The 23873-nt window shown below is 59.2% G+C and carries 24 protein-coding genes; 11 read left to right on the top strand and 13 right to left on the bottom strand.

From position 1 onward, the window contains the following. Positions 1 to 35: 35 nt before the first annotated feature. Positions 36 to 359: a hypothetical protein gene (locus tag AB3X89_RS05025; RefSeq protein ID WP_368582142.1), complete on the top strand. Its 324-nt coding sequence runs from the start codon at positions 36 to 38 to the stop codon at positions 357 to 359. A 186-nt stretch (positions 360 to 545) separates the two neighbouring features. On the opposite strand, the gene AB3X89_RS05030 is transcribed toward AB3X89_RS05025, so the two are convergent. The 5 genes from AB3X89_RS05030 to AB3X89_RS05050 all read right to left on the bottom strand — a co-directional run bounded on the left by AB3X89_RS05030 (position 546) and on the right by AB3X89_RS05050 (position 5800). Beyond that, positions 546 to 1346 (bottom strand): family 1 encapsulin nanocompartment shell protein, encoded by an 801-nt coding sequence (locus AB3X89_RS05030; RefSeq protein WP_368582144.1) that lies wholly within the window; start codon positions 1344 to 1346, stop codon positions 546 to 548. Then, positions 1339 to 2427, bottom strand: a complete 1089-nt coding sequence (locus tag AB3X89_RS05035; protein WP_368582146.1) for a Dyp-type peroxidase — start codon at positions 2425 to 2427, stop codon at positions 1339 to 1341. The genes AB3X89_RS05030 and AB3X89_RS05035 overlap by 8 nt, the downstream gene beginning before the upstream one ends. An 82-nt stretch (positions 2428 to 2509) precedes the next feature. Continuing rightward, positions 2510 to 4765 carry a PAS domain S-box protein gene (locus tag AB3X89_RS05040; protein ID WP_368582148.1) on the bottom strand — a complete coding sequence of 752 codons (2256 nt, stop codon included), beginning with the start codon at positions 4763 to 4765 and terminating at the stop codon, positions 2510 to 2512. Positions 4766 to 4862: 97 nt separating this feature from the next. Further along, positions 4863 to 5294 carry a response regulator transcription factor gene (locus AB3X89_RS05045; RefSeq protein ID WP_368582149.1) on the bottom strand — a complete coding sequence of 144 codons (432 nt, stop codon included), beginning with the start codon at positions 5292 to 5294 and terminating at the stop codon, positions 4863 to 4865. A 269-nt stretch (positions 5295 to 5563) separates the two neighbouring features. Beyond that, positions 5564 to 5800 carry a substrate-binding domain-containing protein gene (locus AB3X89_RS05050; RefSeq protein WP_368582150.1) on the bottom strand — a complete coding sequence of 79 codons (237 nt, stop codon included), beginning with the start codon at positions 5798 to 5800 and terminating at the stop codon, positions 5564 to 5566. Positions 5801 to 6173: 373 nt separating this feature from the next. Between AB3X89_RS05050 and AB3X89_RS05055 the strand changes: the two genes are divergently transcribed. From AB3X89_RS05055 to AB3X89_RS05065, 3 genes are all read left to right on the top strand, one after another. Beyond that, positions 6174 to 7202, top strand: coding sequence for an alpha/beta hydrolase (locus tag AB3X89_RS05055; RefSeq protein WP_368582151.1), 1029 nt, complete (start codon positions 6174 to 6176; stop codon positions 7200 to 7202). Between the two features lie 119 nt (positions 7203 to 7321). Then, positions 7322 to 7798, top strand: coding sequence for a DUF1348 family protein (locus tag AB3X89_RS05060; RefSeq protein ID WP_368582152.1), 477 nt, complete (start codon positions 7322 to 7324; stop codon positions 7796 to 7798). A 112-nt stretch (positions 7799 to 7910) separates the two neighbouring features. Further along, positions 7911 to 8966, top strand: a complete 1056-nt coding sequence (locus AB3X89_RS05065) for an alpha/beta hydrolase (RefSeq protein ID WP_368582153.1) — start codon at positions 7911 to 7913, stop codon at positions 8964 to 8966. A gap of 71 nt (positions 8967 to 9037) precedes the next feature. Here AB3X89_RS05065 and AB3X89_RS05070 read toward each other — a convergent pair whose 3' ends face one another. From AB3X89_RS05070 to AB3X89_RS05105, 8 genes are all read right to left on the bottom strand, one after another. After that, on the bottom strand, positions 9038 to 9496 hold the full coding sequence (locus AB3X89_RS05070) for an MEKHLA domain-containing protein (RefSeq protein ID WP_368582154.1): 459 nt from the start codon (positions 9494 to 9496) through the stop codon (positions 9038 to 9040). Between the two features lie 97 nt (positions 9497 to 9593). Continuing rightward, on the bottom strand, positions 9594 to 10025 hold the full coding sequence (locus tag AB3X89_RS05075; RefSeq protein WP_368582155.1) for a hypothetical protein: 432 nt from the start codon (positions 10023 to 10025) through the stop codon (positions 9594 to 9596). A gap of 56 nt (positions 10026 to 10081) precedes the next feature. After that, positions 10082 to 10900 carry an alpha/beta fold hydrolase gene (locus AB3X89_RS05080; protein WP_368582156.1) on the bottom strand — a complete coding sequence of 273 codons (819 nt, stop codon included), beginning with the start codon at positions 10898 to 10900 and terminating at the stop codon, positions 10082 to 10084. Between the two features lie 188 nt (positions 10901 to 11088). Continuing rightward, positions 11089 to 11487 (bottom strand): DUF3331 domain-containing protein, encoded by a 399-nt coding sequence (locus AB3X89_RS05085; RefSeq protein ID WP_368582157.1) that lies wholly within the window; start codon positions 11485 to 11487, stop codon positions 11089 to 11091. A gap of 141 nt (positions 11488 to 11628) precedes the next feature. Beyond that, a complete protein-coding gene (locus tag AB3X89_RS05090) occupies positions 11629 to 12570 on the bottom strand; it encodes a helix-turn-helix domain-containing protein (protein ID WP_368582158.1) in 942 nt (313 codons plus the stop codon). 416 nt (positions 12571 to 12986) lie between these two features. Continuing rightward, positions 12987 to 13724 carry an SDR family oxidoreductase gene (locus AB3X89_RS05095; protein WP_368582159.1) on the bottom strand — a complete coding sequence of 246 codons (738 nt, stop codon included), beginning with the start codon at positions 13722 to 13724 and terminating at the stop codon, positions 12987 to 12989. Between the two features lie 321 nt (positions 13725 to 14045). After that, positions 14046 to 14702: a response regulator transcription factor gene (locus AB3X89_RS05100; RefSeq protein ID WP_368582160.1), complete on the bottom strand. Its 657-nt coding sequence runs from the start codon at positions 14700 to 14702 to the stop codon at positions 14046 to 14048. A gap of 27 nt (positions 14703 to 14729) precedes the next feature. Continuing rightward, positions 14730 to 15089: a response regulator transcription factor gene (locus tag AB3X89_RS05105; RefSeq protein ID WP_368582226.1), complete on the bottom strand. Its 360-nt coding sequence runs from the start codon at positions 15087 to 15089 to the stop codon at positions 14730 to 14732. 434 nt (positions 15090 to 15523) lie between these two features. Here AB3X89_RS05105 and AB3X89_RS05110 point away from each other — a divergent pair, with 434 nt between their 5' ends. The 7 genes from AB3X89_RS05110 to AB3X89_RS05140 all read left to right on the top strand — a co-directional run bounded on the left by AB3X89_RS05110 (position 15524) and on the right by AB3X89_RS05140 (position 23860). After that, complete coding sequence (locus AB3X89_RS05110) at positions 15524 to 16555, top strand: DUF4331 family protein (RefSeq protein ID WP_368582161.1); 1032 nt, start codon at positions 15524 to 15526, stop codon at positions 16553 to 16555. 62 nt (positions 16556 to 16617) lie between these two features. Then, on the top strand, positions 16618 to 17751 hold the full coding sequence (locus AB3X89_RS05115) for a HoxN/HupN/NixA family nickel/cobalt transporter (protein ID WP_368582162.1): 1134 nt from the start codon (positions 16618 to 16620) through the stop codon (positions 17749 to 17751). 35 nt (positions 17752 to 17786) lie between these two features. Then, the gene (locus AB3X89_RS05120) at positions 17787 to 18794 is read left to right on the top strand and encodes an aldo/keto reductase (RefSeq protein ID WP_368582163.1); all 1008 of its coding nucleotides are present in this window, start codon (positions 17787 to 17789) and stop codon (positions 18792 to 18794) included. Positions 18795 to 19130: 336 nt separating this feature from the next. Continuing rightward, positions 19131 to 20492 (top strand): sensor histidine kinase, encoded by a 1362-nt coding sequence (locus AB3X89_RS05125; RefSeq protein WP_368582164.1) that lies wholly within the window; start codon positions 19131 to 19133, stop codon positions 20490 to 20492. Between the two features lie 92 nt (positions 20493 to 20584). Beyond that, positions 20585 to 21841, top strand: a complete 1257-nt coding sequence (locus tag AB3X89_RS05130; RefSeq protein ID WP_368582165.1) for an MFS transporter — start codon at positions 20585 to 20587, stop codon at positions 21839 to 21841. A gap of 141 nt (positions 21842 to 21982) precedes the next feature. After that, a complete protein-coding gene (locus AB3X89_RS05135) occupies positions 21983 to 22882 on the top strand; it encodes an SDR family oxidoreductase (RefSeq protein WP_368582166.1) in 900 nt (299 codons plus the stop codon). Positions 22883 to 23203: 321 nt separating this feature from the next. Continuing rightward, a complete protein-coding gene (locus AB3X89_RS05140) occupies positions 23204 to 23860 on the top strand; it encodes a response regulator transcription factor (RefSeq protein WP_368582167.1) in 657 nt (218 codons plus the stop codon). The last annotated feature ends 13 nt before the right edge of the window (positions 23861 to 23873 follow it).

Consider the following 23873-nt stretch of genomic DNA (forward strand, 5'->3'; position numbering starts at 1 on the left):
GCACAACTTGTCTAACATCGCCGTGGAGGCACACCGTGAATGGATACCCGAAGACCGCGCGCAGAACCTTGCTCAACCCTGCAACAGTCGCGATTGGAATGTGCATTGCCATTGCCGGTTCGATAGCGGTCGGACCGGGGCTCAGGTCGGTGGCATTGCAGATCGGCCTCCAAACACAACTTCCTCTGGAGGAAGTCGCGCTGGGTGCCGGTGCTCCGTCAGCGGCGACCACCTCAACAATCGCGATGCCGTCTTCAAGGATCGTGCCCTCATCGACGATCGCGCATAAGCGCTTCCTTCGCCTGCAACACTCGCCCGCGGTTCGGCATCTGCGCGGGGACTTTAAAGACTGGACCTGAATCGTAAGGGGGCTCTCGCTAGTGCCGGGATGCCGGCGCACGAGAAGACCTCACGGATAAAACGCCGATCGCCGGCTCGCCCAGGTCCAGACGCAGGACGTCGCAGAGCGCCAGTAGCACGGATGAAGCGGTCGCATACGGGGCCGCTCCGGTGCGGCCGTCTCCCCCAACCCATTTCAAACACGTCTATTCCGACCGAACCGTTACGCAGGCCTCGGACGTCTGAAGCAGGAACGTGAAGCTCTCCTGTAAATAGAGGTGCACGGTTTGGTCATCATGGCTCAAATAACCAATCGACACATCCTGCCCAAGGTGGAGCGCGAAATCGCCACCGCGTGTGCTGAGGATACAGCCCCCAGCGATGGCCGGTGCCCAGATGATCTCGCCGCTGACGAAGCGACGAATATGCTCGAGCAGAGGATAGCCTTGCTCGTTAGCCTCGCTCACGGTTGTATAGGCGTTCGTGCCAAGGACCAACGCATACGGTCCATCCACGCCCTGAAGGCGCAGTTCTTCGAGCGCCTTCGCGATCACGCCCGGATAGCCTGCGGCGTCAGTGGGCAGAAGCAGCGCCTGGTTCGACGCAGCTTCGCGGATGCCTGTGATCTGCGCGGCCCGGTAGCCGTCGAAGATCGCGCGGTCTTCCGCAAACGCGAGCCGCGTGGCCGCGTCCTTAGCGGGCTGCCAGTCGGAGCCTTCAGCGCCGCGTTCGACGTCGTCGACAGCGTGGCGTGACAGCGCGAAAGGCACCCGCAGCTCGACGAGCGGTTTGACTTCGCGTTGGCTCGCGCGAATTCCTTCGAGCGGCGCCTCGATGCCGTTCTGATGCCCCGTGCCGACGCCTGCCAGATCGGCGCCGCCCAATCCCGTAACGTCTACGACTCGGCGGCCTGCGACCAGGCGCTTGAACGTGCGCGCGACTTCATCTTCGATCTGCGACCAGGCCGCGCTGGAGATGGGCGCCAGCTCGCGGTGGAGATTATTCATACCTTGGTGCTCCTTTGAGTGATCTGATGGCAAGGGAGCCGTCGCCGGACGGCATGTTCTGGGTTGTCTGCGCGTCCGCAGTGTCCCGGGAGGATGCGGACGCAACGGTGATGGTGTGAGCGATTCCTGGTTCGCGCTCGGCAAGCGCCTTGAGCAGAGGCTCGGACGGCACGAAGAACAGTCCGCCCGTCACGGCGCGGCTGAAGTCGAGCAGGCGGTCGTAGTTGCCAGCCGGTCGGCCGACGAACATGTTTTCCAGCATCTGTTCGATGGGCTGCGGCGAGCGTGCATAGCCGATGAAATACGTGCCGAATTCGCCAAAGCCGGGCCTGCCGAACGGCATGTTGTCCCGGAGAATCTTGATCTCGTCCCCGTTGGCGTCTTCGAGCGTCGTCAGGGAACTATGCGACCAGCTCGGCTTCACCGAATCGTTCAGCTCGATGTCCCGGAGCTTCGTGCGGCCGATGATGTGCTCCTGCGCTTCTACTGACAGCGCACCCCAGCGTCTCATGTCGTGGAGGTACTTCTGCACGAGCACGTAGCTGCCGCCCACGAAGTTCGGGTCTGTGTCGCCGATCACCGTGAAATGCACGGCCTCTTCACCGACCGGATTTTCCGTGCCGTCGACGAAGCCGATCATTGCGCGCATATCGAAGTTGCGAAAGCCATGGACTTCATCCACGGTCGTCGCCGCTCTTTCGAGGCGGGCCATCAATTCTGTGGCGAGTTCGAAGCAGAGGTCCATGTGGTTGGCACGAATGTGCAGGAGCAGGTCCCCCGGTGTCGCCATCGCTACACGCCCACCGGCGCCGAATTCGCGGAACGGGTGGAGTTCAGCCGGACGAGGCGCACCGAAAAGCGCGTCCCACGCATGCGAGCCGAACCCAACGACGCATGTGAGATTGCCTGATGGCACACGCTTGCCGATGGCGCGCGTGAGAGTCGCGACATCGGCGCACCAGGCGCGCACGTTGGCCCGGCTCACGGCGTCATCGTTGATGGTCGCGACGATGAAAATTGCGTTGCGCGCGACCGGCGAGAAGACGGCTTGCGGAAACGGCGGTACTGAGGATCGCGTCATTTTCTGATGTACTGTTCAGTGGACGAAGACACCGGACGACCGGTGCGCCTGGGACTGGCTTCAGCAATTTTGCAAGAGCCCCTCATCGCGCGGTTCCGCTGAGTGCGCCGTTCATCGCGGCCGCACCCCCACTCTCCTCTGGTCCGGTATATAGCGGCAGCGTGATGCGGAAGACAGCGCCCACTACGGACGCAACGTCGGCGCCGATGTTCCCGCCGTGAGCTTCCACGATTGAACGGCAAATGGAAAGACCCATGCCCATACCGTTCGCCTTGGTCGTGAAGAACGGACGGAAAAGCTGTTCGCGGTCTTCAAAAGCGATCCCGGGACCGCTGTCCTGAATGCTGAGCCGAACCTCGCGTCCCTCCAGCACCTCTGTACAGATGCGGATCAGCCGAGGTCCGTTCTCAAGCCCTGACATTGCTTGCATGGCGTTCATCAGCAGATTGATGACGACCTGCTGTAGTTGCACTTCGTCAGCGAGCAAGCGCGGTCTTTCGATCGGACGGTGAACCTCGCATTGCACGCCCTGACGCTGAAACTCCGGCGCCATCAACTGCACCATCCCGTCCACCGCATCGTCCAAAAATACTTCGCGACGCGGTGCCGGTCGTTTTTGTGCCATCGCGCGAATCTGCCGCACGATCTCGTTGGCGCGTTTTACCGATTTGATCATCTGACCGACCGAGCGCTCCACCTCGTCTAGCTTTGGCCGATCGCGCCGGAGCCATCGCAAAGCCGCATCGCCTGAAGTGACCACAGCGGCAATGGGCTGTGTCACTTCGTGCGCTATCGAAGCCGCGAGCTCGCCGAGCGTAGTCATACGCGTGACATGCGCAAGCTCCGCCATAGAGCGCGCAAGTGCTTCCTGGGTCTGACGTCCGTCGGTGATATCCATCAGTGCACCGACATAAGCAAGATCGGTTGAGGCGGGTGGTCCGAGATGAGCTACGTAGTGCACGTACTTGAGCAAGCCGCCTGGCAACAGTAAGCGATATTCGATGTCGATGAGCGGTGCGATTGCATCGCTGTATTGGTGGGCGGCTTCGACTTTTGCGCGGTCGTCAGGATGAGTACGCGCGAGGATCAGTTCCAGACTCGGTTCGATCTCGGGGCGCTGCTCATACCCGAAGATGCGATAGGCCTCGCTTGACCAGAGCATCTCGCCGTTCACCGGCGAAATGCCAATGCTGCCTGTTTTGCTCAAGCGCTGAGCATCGACGAGGAATGCCTCACTGCGCATCAAGGCCTCCTCAGCAATCTTGCGCGCCTCGATATCAGTGTTCACGCCATACCAGCGTCGCACGGCACCGCCAGCGTCGTATTGGGGCTCTGCCGCGATATGCATCCAGCGATAGTCTCCATCGCGTTGCCGCACGCGCGAAACGTTGTCGAGAGCGCGCCCAGAAGCCACGGATATTTGCCAGTCCCAACGCATGCGATCCAGATCGTCGGGATGCACGATTGCCTGCCATAGGTCCGCGCCTTGAGTTCCCGTGTCCATACCCGACTCCTCCCAACGTCGGTTGACGAACACTACTTCCCCTTCGTTTGATGCGCTCCAAACCATTCCCGGAATCGTGTCGATCGCCGCACGCAACTCCTGTTGTCGTTGGCTGAGGGCCATTTCCATACGTTTATGCAGCGTTACATCGTTATTCGTCGCAAGGATCGCCCTTGGCTTTCCCTTCGCGTCGCGCCAAAGTGCGATACGGCTCACAACGGTAACGTGGCGGCCATCACGGCACACGCGTTGCAATTCGCCGGCCCAATGTCCGCGATCTACCAGTGCAGCGTAGATCTCGGTCTCTGAATTTGGGAAACGCGTTTGCGTCAGTTTGTCGATGTGCTGGCCGATTGCATGCTCCGCGGGCCAGCCATAAAGCGTCTCGGCGCCGTGATTCCAAAACGTGATCGATCCGCTCAGGTCGTAGACGAATATGGCGTCGTGCGTCAGGTTGAGCAAGTCGATCAGTTCACGCAGCTGTGCCGTGTTCGTAAGATTGCGAAGCGAAAGGAGCGATGTCGTGCCGATAGCAACCAAGCTAACGACGCAGCGTGCAACTGCATCCCAGGAATAATCGGTATCGTGCGAAAATCCGAACCCAGCCAGCGTAAGGATCGCGACCGCTGCCCCCGTGCTGAGCACGGCCGCGCGCGAACCAGTAGATGCAACGAGCAGTAGGACCACCACATAGAACACCGCCACTGCAATATCGAGCGCCGTAAATGCGTCGATCATGAATACCGCGACCGCCACCAATGCCGCGATCAGCAGAATACATACGTCCATGTGTCGATACGGCCGTGAGGCGTGCTCACTGTCAAAAACATTCATGGGCAGAGATGTTGCCGACAGATAAGTCCAGTTAAAGAAAATCTGCTCCAGGCGATCGCGACAGGCAATCGTGAATCGCGCAAATGGATATTGATATTCAACGAGTGTGGCCTAGCCCTTCGAGGCATGCCAGCACCGCATCACCATTCAGTGGCTTGTCGAGAAAGCACAGTGCCCCGTTGTCGAGCGCCTCTGTACGTGTGGCATGTGAATCAAACGCGCTAAAAAAGATAATCGGTAACGCGGCGTTCATTTCGTTTAGCTTGCGCTGCATTTCTATACCACCCATTCCGGGCATTTGTACGTCAGATATCACGCAACCCACATCGCCAAGACGCCCGGAGTCCAGGAATGCCTCAGCTGAAGAATACGCGCGGACGTCACATCCCAGTGACCTCAAGAGATTGCAGGTGGCAAGCCGTACATGCTCGTCGTCATCGACTATGGAAACAATCATGGGAGTTTGTAAGAAAAATGAACTCGTCCTGAGCACAGTTTCTGGCGGGTCATCTAAATACTGGTCGATCATGTTCGGTCCCCTGGCTGAGTCAATACACGCCGGGGCTGACGATGATGCCGTAAGGTACGTCCGCCTCGCGGCCCGGTTTTCGAAGGCTGGGTTTGGTTCTGCGTTGCACAAGGCGACAATTTGCCTGCACTTACGATCACATGCTTGCGTATTTGCACGGCTACGCAACCTCTGTCCATAAGTCATGCAAGATCTATATCGTTCGAAATTCAGCTCACGGCTCCAGCTCACGCCAGTGCGCAATGGTGCGCCCGTGCCATACATTGCTCTTAAGCGATTTTCGTTCTGTGCACGCCGGCGCCTTCCGTGACAACGATACGGACACCATCCTTGAGCAGATCATTAAAGCTGCGAATGTTCTTCGGATTTCCCTTCTTTACTGCAATTACGGCACGCCTAATGTAGATTGGCGCGACGTCGTCCCATCGGAACGTCGTATATGTTTCAAGCAACGCAGTCATATCCTCTTCTGCGGTGCCCCACAGAATGTCTGCATCAGCCTCCACGAGGTCACTATAAAACCGCGAATGAACTTCTCGCGTGCGTCATCACTTTCCACCACCCATTTTGTGAGTAACGATGGGCGAAGCGCTGCCGATCGTAACGAGTGAGCAGCGAATTTTCTTTCTAAATCGCACGGTGTTTCGCAACCGCAATTGTTCCGGTTTTACAGACGCACGATGCGCAATCGTCGTTCTTATTCGCAAAAAAGAATCACGCGTAAACACCCGCACGTCGCGCGCAGAGGAAGATGTAACCGTCGGTGGACCTTGTAGGCCAACTGTTCTTGCACCACACGTAAGACCGTAGGTAATTTCGACAACACTTGAACCCCACGTCCATCGACCCCTCAACCTAAACAGAACAAGAGGATCTCTCGTGAAGATTCATAAACCCTTGCTGATTGCCGCCGCCATCGTTGCATCGACTACATCTTTTGCTGTTGGTCCAACCACGAGTGCGACACCCGACGCCGCCACAACGCATTTCCTCGACGCACTGAACAGTCAGAAGGGCCCCGGCCTCGAAACGCTCACACCCGAGAAGGCGCGGCAGGTGCTGACTGACGCACAAAACAGCGTGAAAGTCGACCTGTCCGGCATCGACGTATCCGAGCGAACGATCGAGCAGGACGGTATCAGTGTTCCGGTGACCATCGTGCGTCCGCAAGGTGCAATCGGTTCGCTGCCGGTGTTCATGTTCTTCCATGGCGGCGGCTGGATTCTCGGCGATTTCCCGACGCATGAACGGTTGGTTCGCGACCTTGTCGTGCAGTCGGGTGCGGTGGCCGTGTTCGTGAATTACACGCCGTCGCCCGAAGCGCACTACCCGGTTGCAATCAACCAGGCTTATGCAGCGACGAAATGGGTGGCCGCGCATGGCAGCGAAATCGGGGTGGACGGCAGCCGGCTCGCAGTGGTCGGCAACAGCGTCGGCGGCAACATGGCGGCGGTCGTGTCTCTGATGGCGAAGAACAAGGGCGCGCCAGCGATCCGCTTCCAGGGGCTGCTTTGGCCGGTGACCAACCACGACTTTAACGACGGGTCGTACGACGCATATCAGCATGGCTATTTCCTGACACGTCCGATGATGAAATGGTTCTGGGACGCTTACACGAAGGAGGAAGCGCAGCGCAGCGAGATCTATGCTTCGCCGCTTCGGGCAACGATTGACCAGTTGAAGGGGTTGCCGCCGGCGATGATCGAGGTGGCCGAGTTCGACGTGCTGCGCGACGAAGGTGAAGCGTATGGACGCAAGCTCGACGCGGCCGGCGTCGAGGCCGCAACGGTACGCTACGACGGCACGATTCATGACTTCGGGTTGCTGAATGCCCTGGCCAACGACGCAGCGACCAAGGCCGCGATCAAGGCAATGGCCGGCGAGCTGAGGTCGCGGCTCGCGCAGTGATTCCCCACAAAAGTATCAGCCTGGGACGCAGTAGCGAGGTGCGTAGTGAAAACGAACGCGCCTCGCTTCGGCGGGAGGTCGCACCCCGGCTTTCTCAGTCATCCATACTGGAAAACCTCATGACGCTCAACGAATCGCGCCCACCCTTTCCGCCTTTCACGCTTGAAAGCGCAACTCATAAAGTACGGGCGGCCGAGGACGGCTGGAACAGCCGGGACCCGGAGAAGGTCGCCCTCGCCTACACCGTGGACAGTCAGTGGCGCAACCGTGCCGAATTCGTCACCGGCCGAGAGGAGATAGTCCAGTTTCTAGCGCGCAAGTGGAGCCGGGAACTCGAATATCGACTGATCAAGGAGGTGTGGGCGTTTGATGGCAACCGTATCGCAGTGCGCTTCGCCTACGAATGGCGAGACGATGCCAACAACTGGTTCCGATCCTACGGAAACGAGAACTGGGCGTTTAACGACCAAGGCCTGATGCAACGTCGACTAGCTTGCATCAACGACATGCCGATCAAGGAAACCGATCGCAAATTTCACTGGCCGCTGGGGAGGCGTCCCGACGGTCATCCTGGGTTATCCGATTTCGGCTTCTAGATTTGCAACCTCAATCGCGATCTTCCGCTTCCCCGCTTCACTTATTCGGTACGTGAAACAACTGTTTGATTTCCTCTATTAACCACGCGTCAATTACTTTCATGGAACGCCAATGAAAACCGCAATCGCAAAAGCAAAAATGGTCACGGCTCTCGCCGTTTGTGGGGCCGCCCTACTCTCGAGCCAAGCGTCCGCGCAACTGGCCCCGAACCCAGCGACCGATCCGCACATCGATCCACAAGTGCGCCAATTCCTCGACCAGATAAACAAAGACAGCAGCCCGTTTTGGACGCTGCCGCAACCCCAGCCGCAGGACATCCTGACGAAAATCCAGAATCAGACGCCTGTCGATATGTCCGGGGTCACGACGACAGAACAGACGATCAACGAAGATGGACGCTCTGTGAAGATTTACATCATGAAGCCAAACCATGTGGAAGGCAAACCGGGCGTACTTCTGTTTATACACGGCGGCGTCTGGATTGTCGGCAACTTCGAGAATCACAAGCGTTTGTTGCGCGATCTCGTCGTCGGGTCGGGCCAGGTTGGCGTATTCGTCGAATACACGCCGCTTCCCACCGCACGCTTCCCGACGCAACTTGACGAGTCCTACGCCGCCCTCGAGTGGGTATCGCAGCACGCTGCCGACTTCGGCGCCGACGGCTCCCGCATCGCAATCGCCGGCAACTCGGTCGGCGGCGACATGACCGCCGCACTCACGCTGATGGCGAAGGATCGAAATGGCCCCAAGGTCAGCTTCCAGGTGCTGATGATTCCTGCCACAAATGCAAGCGTCAATACAGACTCCTACGAGAAGTACGCGACCGGCCGGTTCCTTGCTCGCGACTTCATGAAATACGGGTGGGACCTGTATGCACCGGATGCGAAGACACGCGAAAATCCGTACGTGTCACCGCTGCGTGCTAGTGCTCAAGAACTCACGGGTCTACCGCCAGCGCTCGTCATCACAGCCGAGAACGACCCGCTGCGCGACGACGGGGAAGCTTATGCGCGTCGCCTCAAGGAATCCGGCGTAAGTGTTACCGCCGTGCGTTACAACGGTACCATCCACGACTTCGTTTTTCTGAATGCGCTGCGCAACGTTCCGTCGACACAAGCTGCATTGCAGCAAATCAGCGAAGAGATCCGCGCACACTTGAGCCAATGACCGCAGGCAAACCACTGTGACAGACCGGCCAGCGTACCGAGGTATCTGGCCGGAATTGGTCTGTTGAAGTGCTAGTCAATAGGTGTTGTTTGATGGATCATCGCCGCCTGACCCCGACACGCGCCCGAATCGTCGATCAATTGCCACACGACCGCGTCTTCGATCCAGAAACGCTTACCAGATTTCGTGACGCGCACGCCACGATATCCGCGGGCGAAGCCGTCGCTCTTCACTTTGTCGAGAAACGCCTCACGTTCACTACGCTCCGAGAACCCAGCTGAAAGCCGCGATGGCAACGCGGTAATCTCGCTCCAGTCGTATCCAAAGATCGTCTGGGCACGCCGGTTTCCGTACATAAAAACTGGATCGGCCTGTGTGCCATGGGCAAGCAGTGCAAAAGGCGCTGTCTCGTAGAGCCATGTTGCGCCTTCTACGCCTGTCAAGCCCGCTGGTACCAGGGATTCGCCGATAAGCCTACTGTAGCTGTTCGACAAAAGGTGAAAGACATCAACATCCACGCCTGAAGACATGAGCGAGCACTCCCTGAATAGTTCGTAAAAGCGCGTCAATCTCTAATCGATAGGATTGGCCGCAGCCTGGGTTACTGACTCCGCAACGCGCCGAACATCATGCCGATTGCGCGATGTTTCGTGTCAGAAGACCGATGAAAAGCGCACCTTTCAACGCGCTCTCGATGAGAGAGAACCAGAATGCGAGTCTGTAAGTTGCGTACTCGGCGGGCAGTGCTGGTACGATCGCGACGACGCTCAGCGCGCAGAGAAAGGCAAATGCGCTGCGTGCGATCCCGCTCCCTCTGAGCGCAAAGAAGGACAGAACGAGCCAAAGCGCTGCGGAAATTCCCAGCGCAAACCGTTCTGCGATATCTTGTGCGCCCCAGTATTCTACGGGCAGTTCGATCAACGCCCAAAGTGCGATCAGTTTGATGAGGCGTCCGCTCCAGCGAGTGCGCAACGAAACGGCAATGCGGCCGGGAACCGGCGCATTCATCATGGTTTCCGCCTTCTCGATTACCGGGAATCCGGGATCTCCATATTCCATGGCCATTCCTCTCGCGGGCCTCCACGCGATCCGCGTGCAGGCGATCCCTGCGTTCGTCAGTCTTTGAGGAATGCGAGCAGATCCGCGTTGACCATCTCCGCGTGCGTCGTGCACATGCCGTGCGGTGCGCCTGGGTACACCTTCAGCACGCCATTCGGCAACCGCTTTACGGACAGGCTTCCGGAGTCTTCAAGCGGCACGATCTGGTCCGCATCGCCCTGGAGAACAAGCGTGGGGATGGTCATCTTTTCGAGGTCGTCGGTGAAATCGGTTTCCGAAAACGCTTTAATGCAATCGTAGGCGCTCTTGATCGAGCACTGCATGCCTGTGTACCAGAATGCGTCTATCGTCCCTTGCGATACCGACGCGCCGTCGCGATTGAATCCATAGAATGGCATCGCCAGATCCTTGAAGTATTGAGAGCGGTTGGCGAGCACAGCATGGCGAATATCGTCAAACACGGCGAGGGGCAGGCCGAGCGGATTCGCTGCGGTCTTGAGCATCAACGGGGGTACGGCGGCAACCAGCACGGCCTTTCTTACGCGATGCGCGCCGTGACGACCGATATAGCGCGCCACTTCCCCTCCGCCGGTCGAGTGTCCGACGAGTACCGCATCCCGCAGATCAAGGTGTTCGATCAATTCAGCGAGATCATCCGCATAGCGGTCCATGTCATTGCCGTCCCACGGTTGGCTTGATCGCCCGTGACCGCGGCGGTCGTGCGCGATCACACGATAGCCCCGCTCCGCAAGATGGATCATCTGCGGGTCCCACGCGTCCGAATTCAGCGGCCAACCGTGCGAAAACACGACCGGTCGGCCCGCGCCCCAATCCTTATAGAAGAGTTCGGTATTGTCCTTCAGCGTCAGCTTCATGTTGAAATTTCCTTATCCAGTTGAAACCATGATTAGTGAATGGCACAGCGCTCGGCGGGCGATGTACCGCAAAAATGCTGCGCATGCGCATTATCGGAGTTCGATCGGGCGTACTGTTCGACGATCAGAAAGCCTGTGTCGGAATTGCACGTCCGCGCACCGCAGCCGGGGATGTGGCATGCCAGCGATCAGCAGTCCGCGCTGTGGTCCAATGCGTCCATGCTGATCATCTCGTCTGCATTGAGTGGCTGTGGCCTCCGAGGCCGTGGCCGATAGACATTCTCGCCGCGCCGGATCTCGCGGCCGCTCACCGCACATACGCCTGAACGGGGGGCGCGAGCCAGATACCACTCCTGATCTCCATACGCGCACCGTAATGGATCTCGCCACGCGAGCGTTACCCGGGTTGCGGTTGACCGCTCCACGACGCGAATGGTGACGCAACGCACTGCATTTCCAGGCGTGCGGTTCAGCCCGGGCGCCACGGCTGGTGCGGCCAGGTAGTCCGCGTCTGTTTCACCTGACATTGATCCGAGCAGGCCGATAGTCATCAGCCACGGGTCGACAGCATTGGAGTGCAATTCCATGATATTGATTCCTTTATGTCTGTTTGACTGCTGAAAAGCGACCACTCCGACTCAAGCATCCGGTTTCCGGGCGCACGTTCCGCCCACGATAAGCCGAACAGATATTCCGCGCTGTGCAAGAGGAACTGCCGCACGTTGCTATCAATGCTCATGAACTCTCTTTCTCCATGCAAGCGGTGCCGCCCCGACGAAGCGCTTGAAGACCGTGGTGAAATGCGCCTGTGAGCGAAAGCCGCAATTCAGCGCAATGTCTAGCATGTTCTGTCGCGTCTCGAGCAATAGAGACTGGGCGTGTTCAATCCGACGACGCAACAGATATTCGTGTGGACGCAGTCCGCAGGCAGCGCGAAATTGCGCCGCGAAGTGCATGCGCGTCAGTCCCGTACTTTGCGCCATTTCCTCGAGACCGATGGGCTCGGCAAGGTTCGCATCGATAAATTCCATCACGCGCGTCATGCGCCATTTTGGCAATTCGGAGCTGGTGCGTTGATTGCGCGGCTGCTTCGCGTATTGGCGGCTCACAAGCCGTGAAACAATCGCGAGACTCACACTTTCCATATAGATCTTGCCCAGGGCTGCGTCGCTACTCTGCGAGACTGCGAGCGCTTGGCCCAGGCGTTCGATCGCCGGATCCCGCAGCAGGCACTCGCCAGCAAGCGTGAGGTCGCCGTTTGGTGCGCGATTGAACAGGTCTTCGTAGCATTCGCCCAGTGCCTTCTGGGATGCATACAGGTGCAGGACGTCACCCTGCATCGAGTAACTAGCCCTTGCGCTCGTCCCAGGGGCAGCCACGTGGGCGACGCCCGCAGGCACGCGCCCGCGAATCACCGGGCGCCCAGCGTATTCAAACGTCAGGGACGTGCACTTCAAGTTCAGCGCGATGCAGTGCAACGCCGGATGCCCGTCGCTCGAGACATCAAGCGGCGCGCTCTCCGTGTGGGTCCATCGCTGGACGAGTACATCGGGGGAGGGCTGAAGCCTTGCCTCGGGATTCCGCCAGCGATCTTCTTGATCGATTCGCCTGCGAGCTCCGAGAGGCAACTCGCTGGTTACAGGTTGAGGACATTCGAGCACGCTACTCATGGTTTATCTCCGTTCCCGGCCGCCTCGGTCTTTCACAGCGGCGCGATGATGAGCAATTTTTCAGGTTCAAAGGTAGCCCACAAGCCCAATCGCCACTAGCCCTACAATCGATTCGCCGATTGGCCATACGGTTTGGTATGGTTAATACCGCCGACAGCAGAGAGGCCGCTTTGCTGGCTTGACGTACTATGCAATTACCGATTGGTTGATTTTTAGGTTCATTTTTCGGGAAGTTTCTGGCTATTTGTATCTCGAACCTATACTTCGGTATTTGTCGCAACATATAAATGTTTTCGCTCGCTTTCTCGAGCCGGGTTCGCGTTCTTCGCGCAAAAAAAAGGCGGTCCAGAGACCGCCATCAAGAACACACGAGTGACCGGTGAGCACCGGCCACGAAGGGATGCATTCACGTCGGATTAGGCAAAGCCTCCATTCACGCGCAGAACCTGTCCGTTCACCCACTCGCCGTCTTTGCCGACCAGAAACGACACGGTGCCGGAGATATCCGCCGGCTCGCCGAGCCGCTGCAGCGGCGCAAGCTGCGCGAGCTGATGAATCTGTTCCACCGTTTTTCCTTTGAGGAATAGCTCCGTGGCAACCGGGCCCGGTGCCACGGCGTTCACGGTAATGCCCTTCCCGCGCATCTCATTAGCCAGTACCCGAACGAGCCCCTCAACACCGGCCTTCGATGCGATATACGCGCCATATCCTGGAAACGACTTGGCGATAACGCTGCTCGTGAAGGCCACGATGCGTCCGCCCGGTCCCAAGTGCTTCGCCGCGTGAGCCATCACAAGATAGCTGCCACGCAGATTCACGTCGATTACGCGATCGAAGATCTCGATCGCATCAGGCTCGATCGGTTTGAGGGGCATGATGCCTGCGCAGTTTACGACCGCGTCCAGACGTCCAAACTCGGAAAGCGTGCGGCTAAAGAGGTCTGCAACTGCGTCGGCATTGGCGAGGTTGGCAGGCACTGCGATCGCACGACTGCCACGGCTAATGATTTCCGTTACCAACTCATCCGCATGGGCTGGGTTACCAGCGTAATTGGCTACGATGGCGAATCCGTCTTCTGCAAGGCGCAGAGCGACTTCCTTACCGATGCCACCGGAAGCGCCGGTCACCAACGCCACTTTGATCGATTCTGTCATGACATGCTCCTGGACTGTGGAAAAGACGCTAACGACGAACAGGCCCGCGCTATCGCCTCGCACCGTTGCTGATGAAATTGCGTCGGACTCGCGTTATTCGCAGTCCGGGAGACCCATGTCGGTTGCGAGCAAACGCGTGCTTCGCTCTGGTCTCCAGCATCCAGTAGTCGGAACGATCTCGAGCGTAGGCGCCGCTCTTTCGTGCCTGAGGAAGTATAGGGACTAGGGTCGACGCGGGCCATCGAGCCGTGGCATAACCGGGCTATACGATGGCGCTAGGGGATGGACCGATGGTGTATGCCACTGGCGTGGCCGAAATTCTCAGCTCTCGTCGGGGCTGATTCCGATTCCAAGTGCCTTGGCCTTCAGTACGAAGTCGGCGAGCGTGCTCGCCTCCATTTTCCGCATCGCCTGCCCGCGATGGATTTTGATGGTGATTTCGCTGAGTCCCATCTCCGCGGCAATCTGCTTGTTACGCAAGCCTGATGCGACGAGCGCCATAACTTCGCGCTCCCGTGGAGTAAGCGATTCGTAGCATCTCCTGAGCGCCGAAGAGGCGCGCTCCATGTTGCGACGCTTTTCGTCGGCTGCCAATGCCTGATCGACGGCGTCGAGCATGTCCTGGTCGCGAAACGGCTTCGCAAGAAAGTCGGTCGCACCTGCCTTCATTGCCTTGACGGTCATGGCAATGTCGCCGTGGGCGGTCATAAAGATGATTGGAATACGGAGGTTGCTCGCAGCGATCTGCTCCTGCACCGCAAGTCCGCTCTGCCCTTTGAGGCGCACGTCGAGAATCAGACAGCTCGGTACTTCTGGCTTCTCGAACGCCAGGAAATCTCGCGCCGACAAGAACGCTGCGACGGGCAGGTCCACGGATCGCAGCAGAGTACTCAGAGCCTCCCGCATCGAATCGTCGTCGTCGACAACGTAGACGATCCGATTCAGCGCTTCCCCCGTTTCGTCATACTGTGAACTCATGCCCCGCTCTCCTGATGCTGCCGTGATTCATGTTTTTTTGCCTATTTTTTCGAGGCACGCGAGTATGTCGGCGCCAGTTACAGGTTTGTCGAGAAAGCACACCGCGCCGTTGGCGAAAGCTTGCTTGCGCATCGCGTCAGAACCGAAAGCGCTGATAAAAATAATAGGAAGCGCAATCTTCTTTTCGATCAGCTTGCGTTGCATTTCGAGGCCATCCATTCCGGGCATCTGCACGTCCGAAATCACGCAATCAATATCACCGAGTCGGCCTGAGTCGAGAAACGCGGCAGCCGACGCGAATAGCAGGACATCACAGTCCAGTGACATCAAGAGCATGCCAGTCGCGAGACGCACGCTTTCGTCATCGTCAACGACCGAGACAATCATGGCGGGAGGCAAGCGAATGGTCCTCGTGCGGGCAGCGTTTTGAGCGGGGCGCTTGCCAGCTATTCTAGACGGCTAACGTCGCAGTCAACACTATATCTCCCGGTGTGGCAACTATATCTACGTATTAGTTTTGATTGCTCCGCATATGCGCACCGGGTACGGCACTGTTTCCACGTCAGTCTGGCAGGCGCGCATTTGGGGCGGCCGGCTGCTCTGCCCCGAAACGGAGCGCGCAAATGTATTTCTGCTGCCGTGCGGATTTCAAAAAAGGACCGTTGACTTCGACAGCGATCGTGGTCTGGTAGTGGCACGCTATCCCCGTCGCCATCGCGTATTGGACGGCTGCTTTCGGTATTCGCCGGGGTCTGCCCGGGTGCCACGAGTACGAACAACGCAAACGCGCCAGATTCCCTCACGACCCACAGGATAAAACCATGTCCCACCATTTGGATTCCCCTATTGCGCGCCAGGATATTCGCCTGGATATCACCGACCTTTACTGCTTCAGAGGGCAGACTGGCACGGTGCTCGTCATCAACGTCTGTCATTCGTTTTTGGGCGAGGTCATGGTTCCCGGCTACCATCCGGAAGGCATGTACGAATTCAAGATTGACACGAACGCGGATGCCGTTGAGGACATTACATATCGCCTGACGTTTGGCGACCGCGAAGCGCAGGGCAAGCAACGCTTTATATTGCGCCGCATTGCCGGCGACAAAGCGGTGGACCCGCACGCACCGGGAGAGGTTGTCGTTGAAGGCGCCACCGAAGCGGTGGTTACCGCTGCGTCCGGGCTGCGGGCGTGGACTGGCAAGGCAGGCGATCCGTTCTGGATCGAGGCCGACGTACTGCACGCGGTAGGCCACGCCTTCCAGGATGGCACACCGCTCGAGCTGGGCGCATGGACGCCGAAAGATGCTCGCAACCTGTTCGCCGGGCATACTGTGTATTCGATCGTCATCGAGATTCCCGATGCAGAACTTCTCGCGCTGGCTGGGCCGGACCATCGCATCGGCGTGTGGGCGGTCGCCTCGCTGGCCACTGACGCGGGCGGCTGGCGCTCGATCAACCGCGTTGGCCTCCCGATGATCCATCCGCTCTTCACGCAGTTCAACGAGGATCTCGGTAACCGGCTGAACGCGGGCAACCCGGCAAACGACTTCGCCACGTACGGCGAAACGATCATCAAGGCCGTCGCAAGCGCGGTCAAGGCCAATGGGACGGCCGAAGACCCGGACGGATACGCTACCGCCGTCGCACATCGCTTCCTCCCGAACATCCTGCCTTATACGGTCGGCACCCGGGCAGTCTTTGGCATGGCCAGTTGGAACGGCCGCTCATTGACTGACAACGCGCCGGACGTCATGTTCACGATCGCGGCGAATACGCCTGTCAGCCAACATATCGGCAAAGAATCCGTATCCCGGAAGCCGAACGCCAGCTTCCCGTATGTGCCCATGATCTGACGCGCGGTGTGAACCCGCCCCGCGCGGGTTCGCACTTTCCGGCCGCTTTGCGAGAGACGTCCATGCCCTCCGATTTCCGACTGAAGCATTCCGAGGCTCGCCCCTCGATAGCATTACTGCCCTCCACGCCGGCCCAAGGCGCAACGCTGCTTGCGCTGCTCGTCTTCATCGCGCTACTTCACGTTGTCGGGTGGGGCACGCTGATCATGCTCGTCGATCCATTGCATCTCAGCATGGGTTCGAAGGCGTTCGGCATCGGCGTTGGCCTAACCGCCTACACGCTAGGCATGCGTCATGCGTTCGACGCGGACCATATCGCCGCGATCGACAACACGACGCGTAAGCTGGCCGGCGAGGGCAAGCCGGCAGTATCGGTCGGCTTCTGGTTTTCGCTCGGTCATTCGACAATAGTGTTCGCGCTGACCCTTCTACTGGCGCTCGGTGTGCATTCCGTTGCCGGATACATCAATCGCGAGAATTCCGCCTTTCATGCGCTCACCAGCGTTGTCGGTACTAGTGTTTCGGGCGCGTTTCTCTATTTGATCGCTGCGTTCAATCTGGTTACGCTGATCGACATCGTGAAGCTGTTCAGGCAACTTCGACATGGACACTTCGACGAAGCATCCCTCGATGCGCTAAGCGAACGGCGTGGTTTCCTGAACCGGCTGCTTGCACCGTTCATGCGAATCGTCAGCAAGTCCGCGCATATGTATATCGTAGGCTTGCTGTTCGGCCTCGGCTTCGATACGGCGACCGAAATCGCGCTTCTCGTGATCACCGGTTCCGGCGCGGCGTCCGGCCTGCCGTGGTACGCCACGTTGTGTCTGCCCGTGCTCTTCGCTGCCGGAATGCTGCTGTTCGACACGATCGACGGCTCGTTCATGAACGTCGCGTATGGGTGGGCGCTCTCGCGCCCCGTGCGCAAGATCTACTACAACATCGTCGTGACCTCGCTCTCGATCGGCGTGGCATTGCTGATTGGCACGCTCGAAATACTCGGCCTGTTTCGGGAGTGGCTCGATCTGCATCACGGCGCATTCGCGTGGCTCGTCGAACTGGACCTGGACAAGATTGGCTTTGCGATCGCCGGCTTGTTCGTCGCGACCTGGCTCGTGTCGATTGCCGTCTGGAAGCTAGGCCGCGTCGAGGAAAAATGGGCACCGCGAGCCCAGCGCGCGGCAGCGTCGCGCGATTGAAGCACACACTACTCATTCACTGTGGAGAACGCAACATGAAAACGCGTACCCTGGGCCGGCATGGCCCGACGGTGTCGGCGCTCGGCCTCGGCTGCATGGGCATGTCCGATTTTTACGGACCGGCCGACCGCACGGAAAGCATCGCCACGTTGCACGCCGCGCTCGAAGCCGGCGTCACGCTGCTCGATACCGGCGACTTCTACGGCATGGGTCACAATGAGTTGCTCATTCGCGACGCACTGTCGAGCATCGCGCCGTCGCGTCGGGACTCGGCCATCATCAGCGTGAAATTCGGTGCGTTGCGCGATCCCGCGCGAGGCTGGCACGGCTACGATGGCCGTCCCGCGGCGGTGCGCAACTTCCTGGCTTATTCACTGCAGCGGCTCGGTGTCGACCATGTGGATATCTATCGGCCCGCGCGACTCGATCCCAGCGTCCCGATTGAGGACACGGTGGGGGCAATCGCGGACCTGGTAAAGGCGGGATATGTGCGCCATATCGGTCTGTCCGAACTCGGTTCCGAATCGATCCGTCGCGCGGCGGCCGTCCATCCCATCAGCGACCTGCAGATCGAATACTCTCTGATTTCGAGGGGCATCGAGGACGAGATCCTGCCGACCTGCCGCGCCTTGGGTATCGGCATTACCGCCTATGGCGTGCTCTCGCGCGGACTCATTAGCGGGCACTGGCACGCGGGCACGCGCACGAACGATTTTCGCGCGATCAGCCCTCGTTTTCAGGGAGAAAATGCGGCACATAACCTTGCACTCGTCGAGGCATTGCGGGCCGTCGCCGATCGTAAGGGCGTGACTGTCGCTCAGCTCGCGATTGCCTGGGTCGCGTCACGAGGCAACGATATCGTGCCGCTCGTCGGCGCCCGCAAGCGCGAGCGGCTGAACGAGGCACTCGGCGCGCTTGACGTCGAACTCGACGCGAACGACATCGCCGACATAGAGCATGCGGTGCCGAAAGGCGCAGCGGCTGGCGAACGTTACGCACCCGCGTTGCTCACTGAGCTGGACAGCGAAAAGCGTAACCGCTGACGCAATGCATTCCTGGCGGTGGCCGGCGCGCGAGGCAGCCGATCACCGCCCGCCGCGTCGACTTCGGTCTCCCGGCGCAGTCGCTGAAGGCCGCATAGCAGCCGTTACAAGCAGTCGGCCACCTTCGGAAGATCAACGGCGCATTCGAGTCGGCTAAACCAGCGTTTAACGCTTTAAGCAAGAGCGAAAGCGGCTTATACCATGGTGTAGTGGCTATCGCGCCCTCGTGCTGTTATTGTCGAAGACAGTACAGGAACCAGCCACAACCTTATCTGTTGGCTGCGCAGAACTTCGAATCGGTTCGAAATCCGTTCAGTCGTATTTCCAGATACAGCGATGATCAAACCTGGACCGCCCGCTTCGCTCGATGGCCCCTCCAGCACGATCGATCCGACCGCTGCGACGACCTCCTCTCAAGCAATGCCGAACCCCGTCAACGCTGCCGGCATTGCGGGAGCCGTGCCTCAGGAGCTGTTCCGTCTCGCCCCAATCCCTGTCCTTGTAGAAGACTGGTCGGAGGTCAAACGGCGAATCGACGCTCTGCGAGAAAGCGGCGTTACGGATCTCGATGCGTACATAGAAGCGAATCCGGGGTTAATCGACGAACTGCGCCGCCTGCATTCGATCGTAGATGCTAACGAAGCCACCCTTTCTCTTTTCGAGGCCGACTCAAAGGAGATATTTCACGCGTGGTCGCGTCAGTTGTTGCCGGCCGATCGATTCAGTAACTCACAGGTCTTGCGCGGGATGCTGCTCGGCCACACGTCGTGCCAGGGCGAGCGCACACTCACGTCGCTGAAAGGACGGAAGGTACCGATCGTCTGGCGCTGCGCATTGCCCGACAAGATCGAGCAATACCGACGGCTTCACTTCTACGCGTTCGACGTCACGGAGTACAAGGAAAACAGCGCTCGGCTCGATGCGCTGCGTGCCGAGATGGCGCACACGCAACGGGTATCGACGGTCGACCAGTTGGTCGCATCGATTACCCACGAGATCGGTCAACCGCTCGCTGCGATCCGCACGGCGATCGAGGCCGCGATTCGCTGGCTTGGCCGCAAGGAACCCCACGTGACGGAGGCGGTAGCCGCGCTGCGCAATGCAGCTCGCTGGACCGACGACACGACCGAGATTTGCCGCCGGCTGCGTGGTTTTCTCGGCAACGCACCGGTACAAGCGCGGCGTCTCGACTGTGCGGAGATCATCGAATCAGCGATGCTCCTCGTTGCGCCGGAAGCGAATGCCAAGTCGATTTCGCTGCGCAAGGAGGTCGAACCCGGGCTAACGGCATTCGCTGATCACATCCATGTCGAGCAGGTTCTGACCAATCTGCTGATCAACAGCGTGCACGCGATCGATGCACGCGGCCGGGATGGCGAGGCCTTTGTGCGAGTCAGGGCTGTAAGTTACAGCGAGATGCACGTGCTGTTCGAAGTCGTCGACTCCGGTTGCGGAATCGACAGTGCCGATCCACAGGCCGTATTTCAGCCTTTCCTCAGCACGAAGCGCGATGGCATGGGGATGGGCCTGCCGATTTCGAAATCGATCGTTGAATCGCACGGTGGCAAGATCTGGGTGGGGTCCACGGGGAAAACCGGGACCCGCTTCTGCTTTACGCTGCCGCGTCCCGAAACAGCCGCCAACGATGCCGTGGATGTCCATGCTAACGATGCGGGAACGCTCATCCGCGATTCCTGATGACAGAGTGCCCAGCATTGCATGGGTCAGCCAACGCCATAGAAATCGACATGCCCACCTTCTGCGAGAATCCCCCAGTTGAGGCCGCACACATGATGACCAAACGGGCTGCGGCGACCGTGGTAATTGCGAACGCACTGGAATTCTTCGATTACTTTTCGTATGCAACGTTTATCGCGTTTATAAACAAGGCGTTTTTCCCGCACTCCGGTAATGCTGTCGGCATGGTCTATTCCTTCGGAATTTTCGCCGCGGGATTCCTGGCCCGTCCGCTCGGCGCGATCTTGATCGGCATGCATGCCGATTCCGCGGGCCGCAAACCGGCTTTGCTTCTGACTTCGCTACTGATCACCGTAGGCACGCTCGGCGTCGCAGCGGTGCCGGGTTATTCGACCATCGGATTGGCCGCTCCGACGCTGGTGCTGCTATGCAGGCTAGTTCAGGGTGTCGCAATCGGCGGGGAAATGGGCGTATCCGCGTCGCTGATGATGGAGTCTTGCCCCCCGCAACGGCAATCCTGGTACGCCGGGTGGCTCATGGCCGGTCAGGGGTTGGCACTGATCGCGTCCGGCCTCTGCGGGATGGCGATTTCCCAGATGCTGCCGCCAGCCGAAGTCGAGCGGTGGGGATGGCGGCTGCCGTTTGCGCTCGCCACCGCGATCGTTCCACTGCAGTATCTTTTGCGTCGCCACATCAAGGAAGATTGGCGCAAACCAACCACGGTTCTTCCAGTGAGGACATACACGTCCGGCCATGGCAAACAATGGTTGATTGCGCTCCTGCTCATCTTTGGCGGCACAGTGCCGACGTACATGGCAGCGTACACCGCTGCTTTCGGCGTCGGCGGCGCAATACCGACCGCGAAACTCACCGCCACTGCGACGATGCTGGTCGGCCTGATCAGCGTCGTGGCGTCGGTGGCCGGCGGCTGGCTCGCGGATCACTTCGGCAACAGCCGCATCATTGCAGTGTCGCGGGTCATGACAATGATCGTCGTATTTCCGGCGTTTCGGTTCGCAGCGTCTGCGGGCAGTGACTCGTCCCTGCTCGCCGCGATCATGCTGTTCGCCGGCCTGTCAATGGCAGGCGGCGGCCCTGCCATCGTCGAAATTCTGAGCATGTTTCCGGAGCGCCAACGGGCGCTGTCGCTGTCGCTGGTGTATTCCGTCGGCGTCGCGCTATTCGGTGGAACAGCACCGTTAATCGTCGCGTCGGTGAGCCTCTGGGCCGGCAGCCACTACGCCCCGACCTGGTACATTCTGCTCGCCTGCGTTGCGAGTCTGTTCGCTCTGCTTCTCCTTGCTGGGTCAAGATCGGAATCCGCTATTCATCCGGCGCAAACGAATTGAACGAGCCTTTGGCATGCATTTGAGGCATCACGTTCGAATTCGAAAGAATCCACTCGATCTCGCAATCGAGGTCGGACCGCCGGCAAGAAAATCACCTGGCTGACCACAACACGGTCATCGATCTACCACTCTGGAGAAATCATGAGCAAGACAGTACTCGTCACCGGGGCATCCAGCGGATTCGGCCGTCTGATCTCCGTCGCACTCGCGCGAGCCGGATACACGGTCTATGCGTCGATGCGCGACATCGCCGAACGCAATGCCGAGGTGGCCGCGCAACTGACCAACCTCGCGCAAAGCGAACAAATCGTTCTCCGCCCAGTCGAGATGAACGTGCAATCCGAGCCCTCTGTAGCAGCGGCCGTCGCGAAGGTCATCGACGACGAGGGCAAGATCGACGTGCTGATTCACAACGCCGGTCACATGGTGTTTGGTCCCGCGGAAGCCTTCACGCCAGAACAGTACGCGGCGCTGTACGACGTGAACGTCGTCAGCACGCAGCGTGTCAACCGTGCGGTTCTGCCACATATGCGTCATCAACGGCAAGGCCTGCTGGTCTGGATTTCGAGCAGCAGCTCTGCCGGCGGCACGCCGCCGTGGCTGGCACCGTACTTCGGCGCAAAGGCCGCCATGGATGCGATCGCCGTTCAGTACGCGCGGGAACTCTCGCGTTGGGGGATCGAGACATCCCTCATCGTGCCCGGCGCGTTCACGAAAGGCACGAACCACTTCGCCCACGCGGGGCTACCTGACGACAAGGACCGTGCCACCGAATACGACAACGGTCCATATACCGGCTTTGGCGAACAGGTGCAGACGGCGTTCTCGGCGATCGTGCCGCCCGATGCAGATGCGGGACTCGTGGCAAGCGCGGTCGTCGATGTCGTGAATGCGCCGTTCGGCAAGCGCCCCTTCCGAGTTCACATCGATCCCACCGAAGACGGCGCGAACGTCGGTTTCACGGTACTCGACCGTCTTCGTTCGGAAATGCTGCGCCGAGTCGGCCTCGCCGACCTGCTCAAGCCGCGGTCGTTCAAGTAAGCATCCGCGCGTGGGACGGAGCGCAGACTCCGTCCCGCACGCTTGCAGATCGCGCGTCCGGCTCGATCGAGCGGGACAGTTACCCGGCTTGATACATCCAATGGTGCGACGCATCAATCGCACTCGAACACTGCATCCACCGGCCGTGCGGCCGTCGGTGGCAACACATCACTGCGCAGCTAGCGTTAGTTCCTCTTTTAGGCTATATAAGGCGATTTCTTGCCATACGTTTTGGCTAGAATGTCGAATGTCGATCGGAACGACCCACGCGGGAATATTCGGGCACCGGTCTCGCCTTTGAGCCTAATGACGGGGAACGCAATGACGAACATGCCGGACGATGCCATCGACTCTATCGTCTATGTGATCGATGACGACAGCGCGATGCGCCAAGCGGTCGAGACATTGTTGGACTCCGTCGACCTGACCGTCAAACTATTTGCCAGCCCAACAGAGTTCCTGGCGATGGATCTTCCTGAGGTGCCCAGCTGCGTTGTTCTGGACGTTCGGCTCAAAGGACAAAACGGGCTCCAGGTGCAAGAGCAGATTGCCCGCCAGCTTGGGCTGCCCGTGATTTTGATGACCGCGCACGGCGACATTCCGATGTCGGTTCGCGCAATGAAGACTGGCGCAGTCGACTTCCTGCCGAAACCTTTTCGCGGTCAGGATATGGTCGAAGCGGTCACTGCCGCTTTGGAGGTGGATCGGGAAAGGCGCGCGAAAGAGCAAACCGCGGTGGCATTGCGCAAGCAGTATGAATCGTTGACCCCGCGTGAACGCAAAATCATGGAATTGGTGGCCGCCGGACTGCTCAACAAGCAGATCGCCACCGAACTGAATCTCAGCGAAATCACGGTCAAGCTCCATCGCGGCCAGGCGATGAAGAAAATGAAATCGGCATCGTTCGCCGATTTCGTATTGAAGGCCGAGGCATTGGGTCTCGTCAAAGGCCCTGCCGGATCTGCCGCGCGCGATTGAAACGGGCCACTGC

It is taken from the genome of Paraburkholderia sp. BR14320, assembly GCF_040948665.1.
In the GTDB taxonomy this organism is placed as follows: Bacteria; Pseudomonadota; Gammaproteobacteria; order Burkholderiales; family Burkholderiaceae; genus Paraburkholderia; species Paraburkholderia youngii.

What these genes read in the sequence shown, in the direction of transcription:
- AB3X89_RS05085 (WP_368582157.1), bottom strand. Translation starts at nt 11,487, where the DNA reads ATGGAATTGCACTCCAATGCTGTCGACCCGTGGCTGATGACTATCGGC.
- AB3X89_RS05105 (WP_368582226.1), bottom strand. Translation starts at nt 15,089, where the DNA reads ATGATTGTCTCGGTCGTTGACGATGACGAAAGCGTGCGTCTCGCGACT.
- AB3X89_RS05080 (WP_368582156.1), bottom strand. Translation starts at nt 10,900, where the DNA reads ATGAAGCTGACGCTGAAGGACAATACCGAACTCTTCTATAAGGATTGG.
- AB3X89_RS05140 (WP_368582167.1), top strand. Translation starts at nt 23,204, where the DNA reads ATGACGAACATGCCGGACGATGCCATCGACTCTATCGTCTATGTGATC.
- AB3X89_RS05075 (WP_368582155.1), bottom strand. Translation starts at nt 10,025, where the DNA reads ATGGAATATGGAGATCCCGGATTCCCGGTAATCGAGAAGGCGGAAACC.
- AB3X89_RS05065 (WP_368582153.1), top strand. Translation starts at nt 7,911, where the DNA reads ATGAAAACCGCAATCGCAAAAGCAAAAATGGTCACGGCTCTCGCCGTT.
- AB3X89_RS05030 (WP_368582144.1), bottom strand. Translation starts at nt 1,346, where the DNA reads ATGAATAATCTCCACCGCGAGCTGGCGCCCATCTCCAGCGCGGCCTGG.
- AB3X89_RS05040 (WP_368582148.1), bottom strand. Translation starts at nt 4,765, where the DNA reads ATGAATGTTTTTGACAGTGAGCACGCCTCACGGCCGTATCGACACATG.
- AB3X89_RS05120 (WP_368582163.1), top strand. Translation starts at nt 17,787, where the DNA reads ATGAAAACGCGTACCCTGGGCCGGCATGGCCCGACGGTGTCGGCGCTC.
- AB3X89_RS05070 (WP_368582154.1), bottom strand. Translation starts at nt 9,496, where the DNA reads ATGTCTTCAGGCGTGGATGTTGATGTCTTTCACCTTTTGTCGAACAGC.
- AB3X89_RS05060 (WP_368582152.1), top strand. Translation starts at nt 7,322, where the DNA reads ATGACGCTCAACGAATCGCGCCCACCCTTTCCGCCTTTCACGCTTGAA.
- AB3X89_RS05115 (WP_368582162.1), top strand. Translation starts at nt 16,618, where the DNA reads ATGCCCTCCGATTTCCGACTGAAGCATTCCGAGGCTCGCCCCTCGATA.
- AB3X89_RS05135 (WP_368582166.1), top strand. Translation starts at nt 21,983, where the DNA reads ATGAGCAAGACAGTACTCGTCACCGGGGCATCCAGCGGATTCGGCCGT.
- AB3X89_RS05045 (WP_368582149.1), bottom strand. Translation starts at nt 5,294, where the DNA reads ATGATCGACCAGTATTTAGATGACCCGCCAGAAACTGTGCTCAGGACG.
- AB3X89_RS05125 (WP_368582164.1), top strand. Translation starts at nt 19,131, where the DNA reads ATGATCAAACCTGGACCGCCCGCTTCGCTCGATGGCCCCTCCAGCACG.
- AB3X89_RS05095 (WP_368582159.1), bottom strand. Translation starts at nt 13,724, where the DNA reads ATGACAGAATCGATCAAAGTGGCGTTGGTGACCGGCGCTTCCGGTGGC.
- AB3X89_RS05100 (WP_368582160.1), bottom strand. Translation starts at nt 14,702, where the DNA reads ATGAGTTCACAGTATGACGAAACGGGGGAAGCGCTGAATCGGATCGTC.
- AB3X89_RS05035 (WP_368582146.1), bottom strand. Translation starts at nt 2,427, where the DNA reads ATGACGCGATCCTCAGTACCGCCGTTTCCGCAAGCCGTCTTCTCGCCG.
- AB3X89_RS05090 (WP_368582158.1), bottom strand. Translation starts at nt 12,570, where the DNA reads ATGAGTAGCGTGCTCGAATGTCCTCAACCTGTAACCAGCGAGTTGCCT.
- AB3X89_RS05110 (WP_368582161.1), top strand. Translation starts at nt 15,524, where the DNA reads ATGTCCCACCATTTGGATTCCCCTATTGCGCGCCAGGATATTCGCCTG.
- AB3X89_RS05130 (WP_368582165.1), top strand. Translation starts at nt 20,585, where the DNA reads ATGATGACCAAACGGGCTGCGGCGACCGTGGTAATTGCGAACGCACTG.